This window comes from Paenibacillus sp. FSL P2-0089, from assembly GCF_038595095.1.
Taxonomy (GTDB): domain Bacteria; phylum Bacillota; class Bacilli; order Paenibacillales; family Paenibacillaceae; genus Paenibacillus_AQ; species Paenibacillus_AQ silagei.
On the sequence record NZ_CP152006.1, the window covers coordinates 4,849,225 to 4,864,421 of the forward strand.

The following is a 15,197-nucleotide window of genomic DNA, read 5'->3' on the forward strand; positions in this document are numbered from 1 at the left end:
TGCTGACCGCTCAGCGGCTTAATCTTGCTGCTAATTCATGGCTCGGCAATACGGCCGAAGCGGAAATACTGCATTGCTCCGGTGTCGCTATATTACTGAGATAATGGCTGACCGCTCCGCTGAAGCCTCTTCGCTCCAGCACGGTATCCCAGCTGCCGAAGTTCTGCGTGCGCGGCAACGAGCCCTGCTCATATAATATAACCCGTTCCATGTCTGTCACCTCAACCGACCTGCCATGGCCGTGCAGCTCCAGCTTCTCCAGATCGGCCCCTGCATCCCGGACCATGCTGTAATGGCCGGTGGTCCCGTTCTCCCAGCCCAGCATTCCCGAGGCGTGCAGAAGCCGCCCCTCCGCATCCGCCCTCAGGCTGGTGTGCAGCAGCTCATAATCCCCGCCTGACAGCCAGAGCAGCAGATCCAGCATATGAATCAGGTCATCATGGATCGTCTCATGGCTGTTACCCTGCTGCAGCTTCGTCCGGTGTTTGACTGCGGTGGATTGGCTGATGCCTCCGGCCTTATGCAGCCAGGATTTGGCGGCGGCATACATCGGGGCATAGCGGCGGTTGAAGCCCACTCCCAACAGCAGCCCCTTGTTCTCAGCAAGCTCTGCCATCCGGCGGGATTCCTCCAGATCATAGGATAGCGGCTTGTCCACATACACGGACACCCCATGCTCCAGGCAAGAGGTCACCAGCTCATAATGCGTAGTTGTAGGACTATGTATGAACACAGCATCCAGATCCCAGGACAGAAGCTCTGTAAGCTCGGTTGTGCCCCGCTGAAGGCGATACGCCTGGACTGCCCGCTCGACCGTAGCAGAGGAATGGCTGAGCACTCCCACCACCTCGGCCTGATCATGCCGGGAGAGCAGCGGCAAATAGACTTTACGGGCAATATCGCCTATGCCGATCATTGCCACTCTTTTGCGGACAGGTAGTTTCATTAACAGCATCTCCCTTACATATTGGGGGAATTTCAATTCCCTTATAGATGTATTATACCGTGACATGCTGCGGGAACAATGATCTTTGCTTCAATAATTGCTTTAATTGCTTTTTTTTCAGTATGATGAAATGGATGGAGTGAAGAAGGGGCATAGTATAATGAGAAAATGGCTAACGGTTATTCTGTATGTTTCGTGCATAATCCTCGCGTTTATCTACAGGTATGAACTCCTGGCCTGGCTTAGAGAGAATCATCCTTTGTATTTGTCCATGCTCGCCGCCACAGTGCTGGCCTTATTTCCGGTCCTGCCCTACAAGCTGATTATCGGATTGTTCGGGTATGCCTATGGAAGCTTCGCAGGAGCGTTAATCTGCTGGAGCGCTACCACAATCGCGGCAGCCCTTGTCTATGGAGTCGTTGCATCCATGTTCCGGAGCAAATCTATGGCCTATCTAAGCAGTATTTCGGCGCTGGACAGATTTGTGTCTGCTGTGCAGCAGCGTCCCTTTGCATCCGTAGTGATTGCCCGGCTGGCACCGTTCATTCCGCAGATGGCTGTGAATATCTACGCCGGTGCCGCCGGACTGCCTTTCTGGAGCTATCTTGGAGCCACCGCACTTGGCAAAATTCCCGGCATCGCCCTCTACGCCTTCCTCGGAGGACAGATGTTCCAGCATCCGCGAAGTGCAGCTGTAGCTATAATCGTGTATATTGCCGTACTGGCTGTAGCTGGATTATCCATGCGCCGCCGTCCTTCTGCGGGCCGCTGACGCTTCAAGAATTTCCGGTATGCTGGCAGTAAGCCTCTATTTGATTTATAATTAAATTGTGATCTATTTAATTGCATTCTACAGATGGAGGGATAACAATGAGTGAATTTCAAGCTGATTCTATAAATGTCAAGACCGAGCAAGCCACCTTCGCCGGTGGATGCTTCTGGTGTATGGTATCCCCTTTTGAAGAGCTTCCGGGCATTGTCAAGATTATCTCCGGTTATACAGGCGGACATACCGTGAATCCGACCTACGAGGAAGTATGCTCGGAAACCACCGGACATGTTGAGGCGGTGCAGATTACGTTCAATCCGGATATTTTCCCATATAGCAAGCTGCTTGAGCTGTTCTGGCAGCAGATTGACCCCACCGATGCCGGAGGGCAATTCCATGACCGTGGCACTTCTTATGGAACGGCAATCTTCACCCATTCGGAGGAGCAGCGCCAGCAGGCAGAGGCTTCTAAGGCGGCCCTTCAAGCCAGCGGACGATTCTCCGCTCCCATTGTGACGCCTATTCTTCCTGCTAAGCCCTTCTACCCGGCCGAAGAATATCATCAGGGCTATCATCACAAGAATCCAGCCCATTACAAGCGTTACCGTAAGGGTTCAGGCCGGGAAGCATTCATCGAAGCTCACTGGACGCATAAGGAGGACCCGCAGAGCCTGAAGGAGCGCCTGACTCCGCTTCAATATGAAGTAACGCAGAACAGCGCTACGGAATCTCCATTCCGCAACGAATTCTGGGATCACCACGGAGACGGGATCTATGTGGATATTGTCTCCGGGGAGCCACTGTTCAGCTCAGAGGACAAGTTCGATTCCGGCTGCGGCTGGCCGAGCTTCACGCGTCCGATCCGGGACTATGTGGTCAAGGAGAAAACCGACCTCAGCCACCTGATGGTCCGCACTGAGGTACGCAGCAAGACAGCGGATTCCCACTTGGGCCATGTATTCAATGACGGCCCTGGAGCGAACGGACTGCGGTACTGTATCAACTCGGCAGCTCTGCGCTTTGTTCCCAAAGAGGACCTGGAGAAGAAAGGCTATGGCGAGTACCGTGTGCTCTTCCAGCATGCTTAAGGCTGGAACTGGACACCCCGTTTTCTCTGCTCCTCTAATGGACAGCTTTAAGCGATAGCTTTGTATATTGCTTAACTTACCTGCGCGCAAGCAAAATGTATGCTGTTTTTCGCATACATTGGGGCCACACGCCTTCGCGCCAGTACAATGTGTGCTGTTTTTCGCATACATTCGGGGCACACGCCTTCGTATCAGCAAATGTATGTTGTTTTCCGCATACATTCGGGCCACACGCCTTCGTATCAGCAAATGTATGCTGTTTTCCGCATACATTGGAGCCCCATGCCCGCACATCAGCAAATGTATGTTGTTTTCCGCATACATTCGGGCACATACTTTATCCACAACAGAAAAAAATCATAATTTCCTGAACAAAACTAAGCCTCCAGCCCGGATTCACGGGTAGGGAGGCTTTATTCTTTACATAAATGATCCTATGTTTATTCGTACAGCCCGCTCTACTTGTTCTGCTTATCTGAATTCTCCTCTTCCGGTGCGGCCGGTACTACAGGTGCCGCTTCAGGATGAGGCTGCGATTCCCGGCCCGGCAGACGGTTGCCGCCCAACCGCACTTGTTCAGGATGTGCAGGTTGCCGACGCTTGAAGCTTTTCCGTAACCAGAGCACCAGCGCAACCACCACTCCAGCTACCAGCAGGACGGGGAGAGCAGCCGCCAGTACAACAACAAGCCACTGGAACATCACAGACAACGCCTTCATGCTGCTCTTGAGCGCTTCCGAAGCCCGTTCACCCAGCGGCCCCTCGGAATTAGTCTGTGTAAGGGTAAGACTCTTCTCCGTCTGGTAGAGGCGAAGCTCCACTGTAGAGAACGATACGTTCTGATCGATATACCGCATTCTGCCCTTGATCTGTTCGATTTGCTCCTGAATTTCCCCAAGCTGGTTGGCGAACTGGACGAGATCGGCCGGTTTGGTTGCTTTTTTCATAAAATCAATATACTGCGCCTCCATCATCTGCTTCGCCTTCAGGCGTGACTCCAGGTCCACATATTCCTCCGACACATCCTGCCCCTGGATGCTTCTCTGGAGCTTCTCATGTTTAATCTTCTCCAGATTGTTCAGGAACGGAGAGAAGCCCGCCGCAGGCACTTTTAGGATAAAGGTTCCACCCTGTTCATATTCAGACATATTCTCTGAGAATTCAATAATGTAGCCCCCGGCCAGAGTAACCATGTTCCGCACTTCAGTCTGCGCTGCCCCGTAGTCGGTTACCTCCATATTGAGGTTCGCCTTGTAGATCAGCTTCTTGTTCAGCCCTGCTACCACATCGGTGCCGGTGAATCCGGCAGAAGCATCTGCCCCTTGCTCAGCCCCCGCCCCAGGGACTGCTGAATTTCCGCCGCCGCCCTTCACTGCAGCCTGATCATTGACAGCCATCGCCGTGTTAGCTAGACTATCCTCCTTGACCTCCACCGCAGCAGGCGCGCTCTCCGCTGAACCGTCTGATGCTGCTTGATTACTGAACGTGCTTTCTGAATTCGCTGCCGAATCTGAATTGTTACTCGACGCGCCGCATCCCGTCAGAACCACGGCTACAACCACTAGATACAATAAGTAATGCAGACCCCATTTTCGCATGCTCATTCCTCCACAAAGTGTAATTGTATACTGCTTCCGGTGCTTCAGCTTCCGCGGCGAAAGGCCGTTATCTGTATCGGTCCGTTCCGCGCTTATCCCTCTTGACGTTCCAAAAGCTGGAAGGTTGCAGTCATTTACGGAAAATAACAAATAAGACCATTCAGTCATGAATAGCCGAGTGGGGTCCTGTTTGCGTATTGCCTCTTTATTTGTTACAATTACGATGATAAAACGGCAAAAAAACACCAAAAACCCTATTCACATTGAATTGAATAAGGTTATGGCGCTATTCGGACAAGCTCCACCTTGCCCGGGCAGCTTTAATTCATTTCTTGCCGATTTATGATGCCTACTACTACAAGAGGAGGTGAACCCTCATGGCAAAAGACGTATTGTGCGCAGTTAATTCTTGCACCTACTGGGCTGAAGAGAACAAATGCAACGCTGAGTCCATCTTCGTTGCTTACCACAGCTCCAAGCAGCCTACACAATCTGAGGAAACAGATTGCAAAACCTTTGAAAGCAAATAATGAATCTTTACAGAATATGAAGGAGCCCTCCACAGGTTCCTTCTTTCTTTTCTCATTCTATCAAGAATGAGAATTATTATCAAGTGTTTCCTGCAAAAAACAAACCACTGCAAGCCGGAGATTATACTCTCCCGCTTGCAGTGGTTTTGTTGTGCAAATCTAAGCAACTTAGGCGGAACAGTGCCGTCTGTTAACGGGTCACTGCGCCATGCTGCTCTCTCACCAAGACAGCGGCCTTCACCATGTTGCGCAGTGCGCCTGTGGTCTCTTCCCAGCCCCGTGTCTTCAGTCCGCAGTCGGGATTAATCCAGAACTGCTGGACATCCAGCACGCGCAGCGCACGTTCGATGGCTGAAGTCATCTCCTCTACCACCGGCACGCGCGGACTGTGAATATCATACACACCCAGTCCAATCCCCTTGTCGTATTCCTGCTCCTCGAAGCTGACGATTAGCTCACCATGGCTGCGCGAGGTCTCAATGGAGATGACATCCGCATCCATCGCCGAGATCGAACCAATCATGTCGTTAAATTCACTGTAGCACATATGCGTATGCACCTGCGTGGTGTCCTTGACATGGTTCGTGGCGGTCCGGAAGGATTTCACCGCCCAGTTGAGGTAATACTCATGATCTCTCGCCTTCAGCGGCAGGCCCTCGCGGATCGCCGGCTCATCGACCTGGATCATCTCGATACCAGCCTCCTCGAGTGCGGATACTTCATGACGCAGGGCGAGGGCGATTTGTCCGGCCACCGCCTCCCGGCTGAGGTCATCGCGGACAAAGGACCAGTTCAGGATCGTAACCGGTCCGGTCAGCATTCCCTTAACAGGCAGCTTCGTCAGTGACTGGGCATATACGCTCTCCTTGACGGTCATCGGCTCGATAAAAGCAACATCGGCATAGATTACCGGCGGCTTCACGCAGCGTGATCCGTAGGACTGAACCCAGCCGCCTGCGGTGAACAGATAGCCGGCCAGCTTCTCCCCGAAGAATTCCACCATATCCGTACGCTCGAACTCTCCGTGTACCAGCACATCCAGACCTAGCTCCTCCTGAAGCGTAATCGCTTCAGCGATCTGCCGCTTGATGAACAAGTCATAACGCTCCTGGTTCCAGACTCCCTTGCGCCATTTCAGACGGGCCTGGCGGACTTCAGCCGTCTGCGGGAAGCTGCCGATGGTCGTGGTCGGCAGCAGCGGCAGACGCCACTTCTCCTGCTGAACCTTCACACGCTCGGCGAACGGAAGGCTGCGGCGGTCCGGCAGCTGGGCAAGGGCACGCACCTGCTCGGCTACATCCTCACGCCCGCGCTCCGGCAGGGCACGGAATACAGCCAGCACCTCACGGCTGCGCTCCAGCTCGGCGGCATAACGCTCTCTTCCCTCGTTCGCGGCTGCCGCAATGAGAACCAGCTCGGCCAGCTTCTCATTGGCAAACGCCAAGGCATTCTTGACCGCAGCCTTCAGCTTGACCTCGCCCTCAACCGTTACAGGCACATGCAACAGACTTGACGCTGGCTGGAGAATTAACTGCTCCTGAGGCACATAGGTCAGCAGCTTCGCTACCAGCTCCAGCTTGGCATCGGTATCGGCGCGCCAGATGTTGCGTCCGTCAAGGATACCGGCTCCGAGTGTCTTATCCTGCGGCCACCCGAGGCGTGCAACCGACTCCAGATTCTTGCCGCCGTCATGGACGAAGTCAAGACCCAGACCCTGCACAGGCAGCGCCAGCAATGCTTCAAGCGGCTCCGCAGCTTCGAAGTACGTCTGCAGCATCAGGTTCAGTCCTGGTACGGCAGCAGCAATCTCACTGTAAATGTTCTGGAGCAGTGCGGTATCCTCAGCCGTTAAGCCGGTAACAATCGCCGGTTCATCGATCTGTACCCAGGCCACTCCTTCTGCCTGCAGCTCCTGCAGCAGTTGTACGTACAACGGGAGGAAGCGTGCGGCAACGGCGGCGATGTCTGCTGCCGGGAAGCCCTTGGACAACTTCAGGAAGGTATACAGTCCGACTATAACGGGCTTGCCCTCAATGCCTGCCCGCTCCTTGGCGAAGCGGTAGGCAGCCAGCGGTTTATTCGCTGTCAATACCGGAGTCAGGCTGCCGATCTCAGGCACAATGTAATGGTAATTCGTATTGAACCATTTCGTCATCTCGCAGGCCGGGGCCTCTGCATTGCCGCGCGCCATTGCAAAATACAGATCAAGCGGAATCTCTCCGCCCTTATATCCGTAACGCGCCGGTACGATCCCGAACATAGCGGCGGTATCCAGCACATGGTCATAGAAGGTGAAATCGCCCACCGGAATCAGATCAATTCCGGCCTGCTGCTGGGTCTGCAAATGCTGAAGCTGAATATCCTCCATCTGCGAGCGGAAGCTCTGCTCATCGATTTTCCCGGCCCAATAAGCCTCCAATAATTTCTTCCATTCACGGTTCTTGCCGATTCTCGGATAACCGAGGCTGCTTGTCTTGATTCCTTTACTCATAGGTGTCCACTCCTCTGTATAATTGTCTGCCCTCATGTCTGCAAGCCTTAATCTGATGCCATCTTACTGCACGCCTTCCGCGCCCTGCAACAGATTCCACGCAATCCGGCTATACAGATTCCCTATAGCAAAACGCCAAAAAAAGCTGCACCCCCATGAAGGAGGAGCAGCTTAGACTCTGAGACCCGGCGAAATCAGAACCAGATCAGATAGACCACACCGGCAAGCACAATCCGGTAGATTGCGAAGGGCAACAGCTTGATCCGGTTAATCAGCTTCAGGAAGAAACGCATCGATACCAGTGCGAATACGAAGGCGCTGATGAACCCGGCAATGAAGAACGGCAAGGCATCCAGCGTAAAATACTGCCAGTTCTTCAGCAGTGAAATCAGGCTCGCCCCGGCCATAATTGGCACCGCCATGATGAAGGTGAAATCGGCTGCCGCACGGTGGCTCATGCCCAGCAGAACCCCGCCGGATATCGTCGAGCCGGACCGCGAGAAGCCCGGCCACAGGGAGATACATTGGATCAATCCGACTGATAGCGCCTGCCTATATGTAATTTGATCCACACTCTCAGTCCGGGCATTCGCAGGCGCAAAACGGTCGGCACAAATCATGAATAACGCACCAACCACAAGTCCAATCAGCACAGTAAAGGTAGAGAACAGATGCTCATCGATGTAATCCTCCAGCAGAAATCCGAAGATTCCGGCCGGTAGCAGTCCGACAAGGATATGCGTCAGCTTCAGCCGCCCTTCCGCCGGAGCCTGCCGCTGCCCTTCCGGCACTACGGCCAAGTCCTTGCGGCTGAGCTTCCCGAGGCCCAGCAGGTCAATGAACCGGTTACGGAAAATAATGACGACCGCAAGAATGGAGCCTAATTGAATCACTACCTTGAAGGAGTTGGCCGTGTACTTCCCCAGGAACTCCTGCGATTTAAGCCACATATCATCTACGATGATCATATGGCCTGTCGAGGATACCGGAGCGAATTCGGTCAGCCCTTCCACAATTCCCAGAATGATTGCTTTGACAATGGTCAGCAGCTCCATGGCGATCCCCCTTTATTGTTTTCAATATAATAATTGTAAACTCGCACAGCTATTTCTGAAACTTACAGCTCGCTTGCAGTATGGAAAATTTTAATCATAACGCTGACTTGACAGGCAGATACCAACAGCATATATTTATATGCATGCGCATGCATTTATTGTTTATCCATCCCATGTAGAACGAAGGAGCGAAATTCATGACGAAAGATCTGTTCACCCCCTATGAGTATAAAAGCTTAAAACTGAAGAACCGGGTGGTAATGCCGCCCATGTGCCAATATTCAGTTACCAATAAGGATGGCATCGCTAACGACTGGCATTACAACCACTATGTAAGCCGCGCTGTCGGCGGCACCGGACTGATCATTGTCGAGATGGCTGATGTGGACCCGGACGGCCGGATTACCGATTATGATCTGGGCGTCTGGTCTGATGAGCAGATTCCTGCGCTGGCGCGGATTGTGGAAGCCAGTCATGCCCATGGAGCCAAAATCGGAATTCAGGTGGCCCATGCCGGACGCAAGGCGGAGGATGCCAAGGTTCCTGTCTCTTCTTCCGCAATTCCTTTTGACGGCAAGTCCAAGACTCCTCATGCCCTGACAACAGAAGAAGTTAAAGACATGGTACAGAAATTCAAACGGGGCGTAGAGCGTGCGGTCCAGGCCGGGTTCGACACTATTGAGCTGCACGGCGCCCACGGCTATCTGATTCACCAGTTCCACTCGCCGCTGACCAACCAGCGGACTGATGAATACGGACAAGATCTGACCTTGTTCGGCCGGGAGGTTATCGCTGCCGCCAAGAGCGTGATGCCTGAGGATATGCCACTGATCATGCGGATTTCCGCCAGAGAATATGTGAAAGGCGGCTACGGCCTCCAAGAGGGTCTGGAGATCAGCAGAGCCTATAAGGAAGCCGGGGCCGATATTTTCCATATCAGTTCAGGTGGTGAAGGAGCCGTTGACGCAGAGAATGGACCGGGCAACCATGCAGCCTATCAGTTACCGCTGGCAAGAACCATCCGCCAGGAGCTGAACGTGCCTGTGATTGCTGTTGGCCGGTTGGATGAAGCGGTTCTTGCCAACGCCGTCATTAGCAATGAAGAAGCTGACTTGGTAGCGGTGGGCCGGGGAATGCTCCGTAATCCTTACTGGACGCTGGAAGCCGGTGTGACTCTGCGCAAAGACGCAGATATACCTAAGCAGTACGCATTAGGATTCCCGCGTTAAGGACAATTCGTCAGCAGCTTGCCTATGGTGATGGTATACTGTATAACAACTACTATTCATTAGAGGTATACACCGGGAGGATGAAGACATGACTAACCCCCCTTCAAATGATCTGATTAACAGCTGGTTATCGCTCTCTCTGATACAGATGAAGGTGGCCGCAGTCCTTGAAGCGAAGCTGACCGAGAACTATGAGCTATCGCTTAAGGAATTCTATGTATTGCTGTTTCTGTCCGAAGCCCCTGAGCAAAAGCTGAAGCTCCAGCAGCTGGAATCGATGGTCGGGCTTAGCCAGAGTGCTGTGTCCCGGCTGGTCAGCCGCTTCGAAGCCAAGGGCTGCGGAGCGCTGGAGCGCAAGTCCTGCGAGGCAGACCGCAGAAGCATCTATACGTCCCTGACTGCCATTGGGCAGGACAAGGTTGACCGGGCGAAGCAGACCGTTCATGAAGTGCTGCAGGAAGCCTTTCCTGTAGACGACACGCAGCTGCTGCTGGAGCAGCTTATCCAGCTGAAGCAATCCTAGACCCGGGCAGCTGCCTGCCGGGTGAACCCGCCGTCCCTCCCGAGGGGCGGCGGGTTTTTGCCTGAACCTCCCTCTCCCCCTGAGCATACACCATACTATTAAGAAATTAAGAATAGCGGGGTGCAGCATATGTTATTCACAGCTATGCAGCTGGTTGGCGGTCTTATTCTCTCTGTAGGCTGGATTCCGCAGATTGTGCAGATCATCAGGACCCGTTCGGTTGCAGATCTCAGTCTGAAAGCTTACCTGCTGATGCTGCTGGGCATCCTTCTTATGGAGGCTTATGCGGTTAATCTGGCGGCGCAGGGGGTCGGACTTGCTTTTCTGATCACCAATTCCCTGTCGCTGGCGGTCGTAACAACGGTCGTCCTGCTGATTATCCGCTACCGTTCCCAAGGGCAACAATGAATTCTGTAGGCTGCACCTCCGTCCCATCTGCGTTATACTTTCTGTAATAAAAGGATGTGGGAGGTTCAATGAATGAAGCAAAATAAGTATGACGACGCGGTTTTTTTTGCGAATTACAGCCAGATGCCCCGCTCTACGGGCGGACTGGAGGCTGCCGGAGAATGGGAGGTCTTCCGTACTCTGCTGCCTGATCTGGCGGGCCAGCGGGTGCTTGATCTGGGGTGCGGGTTCGGCTGGCACTGCCGGTATGCCCGGGAGCAGGGGGCGGCTTCCGTCGTAGGCATAGATCTCTCCGCCAATATGCTGGAGCGTGCCCGTACGATGACAGACGACCCGAAGATTGAGTATCTCCAGCTCGCCATTGAGGATGCCGCATTCGGGGCAGAGCAATTTGATACCGTGATCAGCTCGCTGGCGATCCACTATATTGAAGATTTCGGCAGTCTCTGCCGCCAGGTCCGGCATTGCCTGAAGCCCGGGGGAGCCTTCGTCTTCTCTGTAGAGCATCCGATCTTCACCGCGCTCGCCGCGCAGGATTGGCATTACAGCCCGGACGGGGAGAAGCTGCATTGGCCCGTGGACAACTACCATGTGGAAGGGCTAAGGCTGGCTGATTTTCTCGAACACGAGGTTGCAAAATACCACCGGACCACCGCCACCTACCTAGGTACGCTGCTCGATTCCGGCTTCGTCCTGAAGCAGCTATCTTAGCTGCAGCCGACCCCTGAGATGCTGGAGAAGAATCCGGCCTGGCAGGAGGAGACGCGGCGTCCGATGTTCCTGCTGCTGTCGGCGGTGAAGCAGTAACAGACAGAACTCATTTCTAAAAACCACAAAAAAAAGACCAGCCGGACGGTAGTCCGCTGACCTTTTATCATCCCCGTGGTTCACGGAGTTCACATTGCATTATTCACATTCACTGTACCTTCCTGAGTCTTGGCAAGTGCGGACGGAATCTTAGGTGCCTGAACCAGCTTCCGTCTGCCCAGAGAGGTTGTAAAAGTGATTACATAACCGGCTACAACTACAGCCATCACAGTGTACAGGGTTTCTCTTAACGGCATATAGAAGAGGGAAAAAGCCAGAACGATTACATCCATCAGGATAAATACGGTTCCTACCTTAATACCTTTCCATTCACTGATCAGCACGGACAAAATATCGTCCCCGCCGCTCGCCCCGCCGCCCAGCAGGACCATTCCTGCGCCCAGACCTGTCAATACCCCGGACAACAGCGCCGCAACCGGCAAGTTATCCTGCAGGTCAATAACCCAGCCGGAATAGCGTTCCATCAGCCCGTAGAATACCGTGAAGGCCACTACGGAGATGAAGGTGTTCACTACGAATGATTTTCCTTTGAAAATGATTGCGATGATGAGTACCGGAATGTCCAAAATCAGGATGCTAAGTGATGGTGAAATCCCCAGTACATACTTGCCGAGCAGCGACAATCCTACGAATCCGCCTTCGGTCAAGTGGTTCTGATAATTAATGTGATAATACGTAAATGCAAGCAATAGTGTTCCGGTCAAAATAATAGCTAACCGGAGCGGCAAACTCATGCCACTGTCTTGTTTCCTCATTACTCGGTCTCCCCTTATCGTATATGGCGGCTAGACGTTCGTGCCAGCCTCTACGGGGGGTTATACCGGAGGAGGTGTTGCTCCTTCGCATACAATACTCCCTTCCCTTCGCAGAAGCGGCTTCGTCAATGAACAACGGTTCGCGCACATTCTACAGGGAAGCTAAGTATAAGACAGATCATAACGTTTCCAAATCGTCCTTTGGGGAATCGTCCTTCGGGGACACATGGTATCCTGATCCTTTCTTTAGTTTGATATGTTCTGAATAGATTATACCACGCGGAGGGGCCACTCTAAACAGTTTCCATTAAAAATAAGCAATCAGCCCGGATTCCGCAGCAGACGGTTGACGGTCTCGCGGCGGACGCCGATCAATTGTCCGATCTCTTCCTGTGTCAGCAGATCTGTGAGCTGTGCGCCATGAGAATATTCGGTCAGCCAGCGGGTCAGCAGGGCCATCCGCTCCCCCGGCGTTCCAACGGTGAGATGATCGAGCCTTGTCTGCATGAACCGCACCTTCTCCTGAAGCAACAGGGCGATCTCCATCACCTTCTCAGGCTTCTCCCTCAGCTCCCGGTACCATTCTGCAGCCGGAATCAGCTCGACCTCACTTTTCATCATCGCCACTGCGGTTCCATGCGCCTCCTTCGGCGAAATGAGGGAATGATGCGGAACAGTCTCACCCGGATATAACAGGTTGAACAGTACCATGTTCCCGTTCTCATGCAGTCTCGTGACCTTGAACAGTCCGCTCTTCACCTTGAACAGGTTCTGGCCGCCGTCTCCCTGGCGGAATAAGACCTCACCTCTGTGCAGAATCATTTCGCATTCTCCTTTGCCTTCTCTGTATATATATTTTTAATTATACCGAAATAAGACACTAAAATGGAGGGGCAAGCGTAAAACAGCCATTTTCCAAGAGTTCAACGGTAAAGAAACCGCCTGGGGTAGAGAATGGTCTCTACTCCCAGGCGGTTTCAGGTATAGGCAAAATACGTTATTTCGCTTCTATCGGCTTCTTCCACAGTCCGAGTGTCAGCCCGGAAATCACGGAGCCGATCAGCACAGCCAGCAGGAACAATGCCGCATTGTTAGAGAGGAAGGCTACGAACACACCGCCATGCGGTGCGGGAACATTGAGGTTCCACAACTGGGTAAGTCCGCCGGCTACGGCAGAGCCCAGAATACAGGAGGTGAGCACCCGCAGCGGATCAGCCGCAGCGAACGGAATGGCCCCTTCGGTGATGAACGACAAGCCCAGCACATAGTTGGTTACACCGGATTTGCGTTCGGTCTCCGTGAATTTATTTTTGAAGAACGAGGTTGCCAGGGCAATCGCCAGCGGAGGCACCATCCCTCCGGCCATCACTGCTGCCATCATCATTCCGTTTGTATTGCCGCTGGACGTAAACACGCCGATGGCAAAGGTGTAGGCTGCCTTGTTGAATGGACCGCCCATATCAATGGCCATCATCCCGCCAAGCACCAAGCCCAGCAGAATCTTGTTGCCGGTACCCAGATTGTTAAGCGCATCGGTCAGTCCTCCGTTAATCCAGCTGAATAACGGATCGAACAGGAAGAACATAACCGCGCCGGTAATTAGCAAGCTGAATACGGGATAGAGCAGAATCGGCTTCAGACCGTCCAGTGTGCGCGGCAGGCCAGAGAAGGCTTTGCGGAGCATTACCACTACATAACCAGCCAGGAACCCGGCAGCCAGACCGCCGAGGAAGCCAGAATTGGAGTTAAGGGCCATCAGACCGCCGACCATACCCGGCATCAGCGCAGGCCGGTCACCGATGCTCATCGCGATAAATCCGGCAAGGATCGGAATCAGGAAGTGGAAGGCTCCGTCACCGCCGCCGATGCTCTGCAGCAGCTTGACCAGCGCATTGTCGGGACTGGCCACCTGTTCAATCAGGAAGGAGATCGCCAGCAGAATGCCTCCGCCGACTACGAACGGCAGCATATGTGAGATGCCGTTCATCAGGTCTTTGTAGATTTTGCTTCCAATAGAACCGGACTTCACAGGTGCTGAGCCTTCTTCATTGCGTCCAGAGCCGCGGTAGATAGGTGCATCTCCTGCAACTGCGATCCGGATCAGCTCCTCTGACTTGCGGATACCGTCGCTAACCGGACGCTGAAGCACAGGCTTGCCGCTGAAGCGCTCCATCTCCACGTTCTTGTCGGCGGCAACAATGACCCCGCTGGCCCGGGCGATCTCGTCTGCGGTCAGCACATTCTGCGCACCCTCCGAGCCGTTCGTTTCGACACGGATATTGACCCCCATCTCCTTAGCCTTCTTCTTGAGGGCATCCTCTGCCATGTAGGTATGGGCAATACCTGTAGGACACGCTGTTACAGCAACAACGAAGCTCTGTGAATCCGGGTTCCCGGTAATGATTCGTGCCGGTTCAGCTTGCGGTGCGGCTACCTTAGAAGCAGCCTTCACTGCCGCTGCTGTGGCTTCCGCTTCTGCCTGGGCTTCAGCCTCCGCTTGCTTGGCATCGAATAAGGCGGACACCTCGGCAGGGGTCTTGGCACTCATGATTTGTTCGATGAATTCGCTTTCAATGAGTAACCTGGACAGTGCAGCGAGTGTCCGCAGGTGCATATTTCCAGCTCCGTCCGGCGCCGCGATCATGAAGAATAGGTGGGCCGGCGCTTCATCCAGGGAGGCAAAATCAATTCCGGCGCTGCTCTTCGCAAATACTACTGTTGCCTCCTTGACAGCCTTGGTCTTGGCATGAGGCATAGCAATGCCTCCGCCGATGCCTGTGCTGGACTGGGCTTCACGCTCCAGAATCTTCTCCTTGAACAGCTTCGCATCCGTGATGCGTCCGCTGGCCGCGAGACTGGCAATCAGCTCGTCAATGGCTCCTTCCTTCGTTGTAGCCTGCAGCTCCATAATCATCGTTTCCTGTATCATCAAATCTGTAATTTTCATCAATTCTCAACTCCCCGAATGTACTTGAAC

General features: G+C 53.5%; 13 protein-coding genes and 1 pseudogene. 7 read left to right on the forward strand and 7 right to left on the reverse strand.

Annotation, left to right across the window (positions count from 1 at the left end; translation table 11 throughout):
• Positions 1–10: 10 nt before the first annotated feature.
• Entirely contained in the window at positions 11–946 is a 936-nt protein-coding gene (locus tag NST69_RS20490; RefSeq protein ID WP_036731835.1) for a Gfo/Idh/MocA family oxidoreductase, read from the reverse strand.
• A gap of 160 nt (positions 947–1,106) precedes the next feature.
• Between NST69_RS20490 and NST69_RS20495 the strand changes: the two genes are divergently transcribed.
• Complete coding sequence (locus tag NST69_RS20495) at positions 1,107–1,718, forward strand: VTT domain-containing protein (RefSeq protein ID WP_342546993.1); 612 nt, start codon at positions 1,107–1,109, stop codon at positions 1,716–1,718.
• 98 nt (positions 1,719–1,816) lie between these two features.
• Positions 1,817–2,803, forward strand: coding sequence for a peptide-methionine (S)-S-oxide reductase MsrA (gene msrA, locus NST69_RS20500; protein WP_342546994.1), 987 nt, complete (start codon positions 1,817–1,819; stop codon positions 2,801–2,803).
• A 458-nt stretch (positions 2,804–3,261) separates the two neighbouring features.
• Here msrA and NST69_RS20505 read toward each other — a convergent pair whose 3' ends face one another.
• Positions 3,262–4,401, reverse strand: a complete 1,140-nt coding sequence (locus tag NST69_RS20505; protein WP_342546995.1) for a DUF4349 domain-containing protein — start codon at positions 4,399–4,401, stop codon at positions 3,262–3,264.
• Positions 4,402–4,778: 377 nt separating this feature from the next.
• Here NST69_RS20505 and NST69_RS20510 point away from each other — a divergent pair, with 377 nt between their 5' ends.
• Complete coding sequence (locus NST69_RS20510; RefSeq protein ID WP_076079942.1) at positions 4,779–4,931, forward strand: DUF1540 domain-containing protein; 153 nt, start codon at positions 4,779–4,781, stop codon at positions 4,929–4,931.
• Between the two features lie 190 nt (positions 4,932–5,121).
• Here NST69_RS20510 and metE read toward each other — a convergent pair whose 3' ends face one another.
• Complete coding sequence (gene metE, locus NST69_RS20515; protein WP_342546996.1) at positions 5,122–7,422, reverse strand: 5-methyltetrahydropteroyltriglutamate--homocysteine S-methyltransferase; 2,301 nt, start codon at positions 7,420–7,422, stop codon at positions 5,122–5,124.
• A 194-nt stretch (positions 7,423–7,616) separates the two neighbouring features.
• Positions 7,617–8,477, reverse strand: a complete 861-nt coding sequence (locus NST69_RS20520) for an undecaprenyl-diphosphate phosphatase (RefSeq protein WP_209871277.1) — start codon at positions 8,475–8,477, stop codon at positions 7,617–7,619.
• Positions 8,478–8,674: 197 nt separating this feature from the next.
• Between NST69_RS20520 and NST69_RS20525 the strand changes: the two genes are divergently transcribed.
• The 4 genes and pseudogenes from NST69_RS20525 to NST69_RS20540 all read left to right on the forward strand — a co-directional run bounded on the left by NST69_RS20525 (position 8,675) and on the right by NST69_RS20540 (position 11,444).
• Positions 8,675–9,706, forward strand: coding sequence for an NADH:flavin oxidoreductase/NADH oxidase (locus tag NST69_RS20525; protein WP_339310534.1), 1,032 nt, complete (start codon positions 8,675–8,677; stop codon positions 9,704–9,706).
• 88 nt (positions 9,707–9,794) lie between these two features.
• Positions 9,795–10,229 (forward strand): MarR family transcriptional regulator, encoded by a 435-nt coding sequence (locus NST69_RS20530; protein ID WP_036731817.1) that lies wholly within the window; start codon positions 9,795–9,797, stop codon positions 10,227–10,229.
• A 129-nt stretch (positions 10,230–10,358) separates the two neighbouring features.
• Positions 10,359–10,637 carry a PQ-loop domain-containing transporter gene (locus tag NST69_RS20535; RefSeq protein WP_339310537.1) on the forward strand — a complete coding sequence of 93 codons (279 nt, stop codon included), beginning with the start codon at positions 10,359–10,361 and terminating at the stop codon, positions 10,635–10,637.
• A 72-nt stretch (positions 10,638–10,709) separates the two neighbouring features.
• Positions 10,710–11,444, forward strand: a pseudogene (locus NST69_RS20540) (class I SAM-dependent methyltransferase).
• 89 nt (positions 11,445–11,533) lie between these two features.
• Here the strand turns inward: NST69_RS20540 and NST69_RS20545 are convergent.
• The 3 genes from NST69_RS20545 to NST69_RS20555 form a co-directional block, all read right to left on the reverse strand.
• Entirely contained in the window at positions 11,534–12,220 is a 687-nt protein-coding gene (locus tag NST69_RS20545; protein WP_036698508.1) for a YitT family protein, read from the reverse strand.
• 321 nt (positions 12,221–12,541) lie between these two features.
• On the reverse strand, positions 12,542–13,042 hold the full coding sequence (locus tag NST69_RS20550) for a Crp/Fnr family transcriptional regulator (RefSeq protein WP_036731809.1): 501 nt from the start codon (positions 13,040–13,042) through the stop codon (positions 12,542–12,544).
• Positions 13,043–13,217: 175 nt separating this feature from the next.
• Complete coding sequence (locus NST69_RS20555) at positions 13,218–15,167, reverse strand: fructose-specific PTS transporter subunit EIIC (RefSeq protein WP_342546997.1); 1,950 nt, start codon at positions 15,165–15,167, stop codon at positions 13,218–13,220.
• Positions 15,168–15,197 lie beyond the last annotated feature (30 nt).

Coding starts and splice junctions, on each gene's coding strand:
- NST69_RS20490 (WP_036731835.1), bottom strand. CDS start 946: ATGAAACTACCTGTCCGCAAAAGAGTGGCAATGATCGGCATAGGCGAT.
- NST69_RS20495 (WP_342546993.1), top strand. CDS start 1,107: ATGAGAAAATGGCTAACGGTTATTCTGTATGTTTCGTGCATAATCCTC.
- msrA (WP_342546994.1), top strand. CDS start 1,817: ATGAGTGAATTTCAAGCTGATTCTATAAATGTCAAGACCGAGCAAGCC.
- NST69_RS20505 (WP_342546995.1), bottom strand. CDS start 4,401: ATGCGAAAATGGGGTCTGCATTACTTATTGTATCTAGTGGTTGTAGCC.
- NST69_RS20510 (WP_076079942.1), top strand. CDS start 4,779: ATGGCAAAAGACGTATTGTGCGCAGTTAATTCTTGCACCTACTGGGCT.
- metE (WP_342546996.1), bottom strand. CDS start 7,422: ATGAGTAAAGGAATCAAGACAAGCAGCCTCGGTTATCCGAGAATCGGC.
- NST69_RS20520 (WP_209871277.1), bottom strand. CDS start 8,477: ATGGAGCTGCTGACCATTGTCAAAGCAATCATTCTGGGAATTGTGGAA.
- NST69_RS20525 (WP_339310534.1), top strand. CDS start 8,675: ATGACGAAAGATCTGTTCACCCCCTATGAGTATAAAAGCTTAAAACTG.
- NST69_RS20530 (WP_036731817.1), top strand. CDS start 9,795: ATGACTAACCCCCCTTCAAATGATCTGATTAACAGCTGGTTATCGCTC.
- NST69_RS20535 (WP_339310537.1), top strand. CDS start 10,359: ATGTTATTCACAGCTATGCAGCTGGTTGGCGGTCTTATTCTCTCTGTA.
- NST69_RS20545 (WP_036698508.1), bottom strand. CDS start 12,220: ATGAGGAAACAAGACAGTGGCATGAGTTTGCCGCTCCGGTTAGCTATT.
- NST69_RS20550 (WP_036731809.1), bottom strand. CDS start 13,042: ATGATTCTGCACAGAGGTGAGGTCTTATTCCGCCAGGGAGACGGCGGC.
- NST69_RS20555 (WP_342546997.1), bottom strand. CDS start 15,167: ATGAAAATTACAGATTTGATGATACAGGAAACGATGATTATGGAGCTG.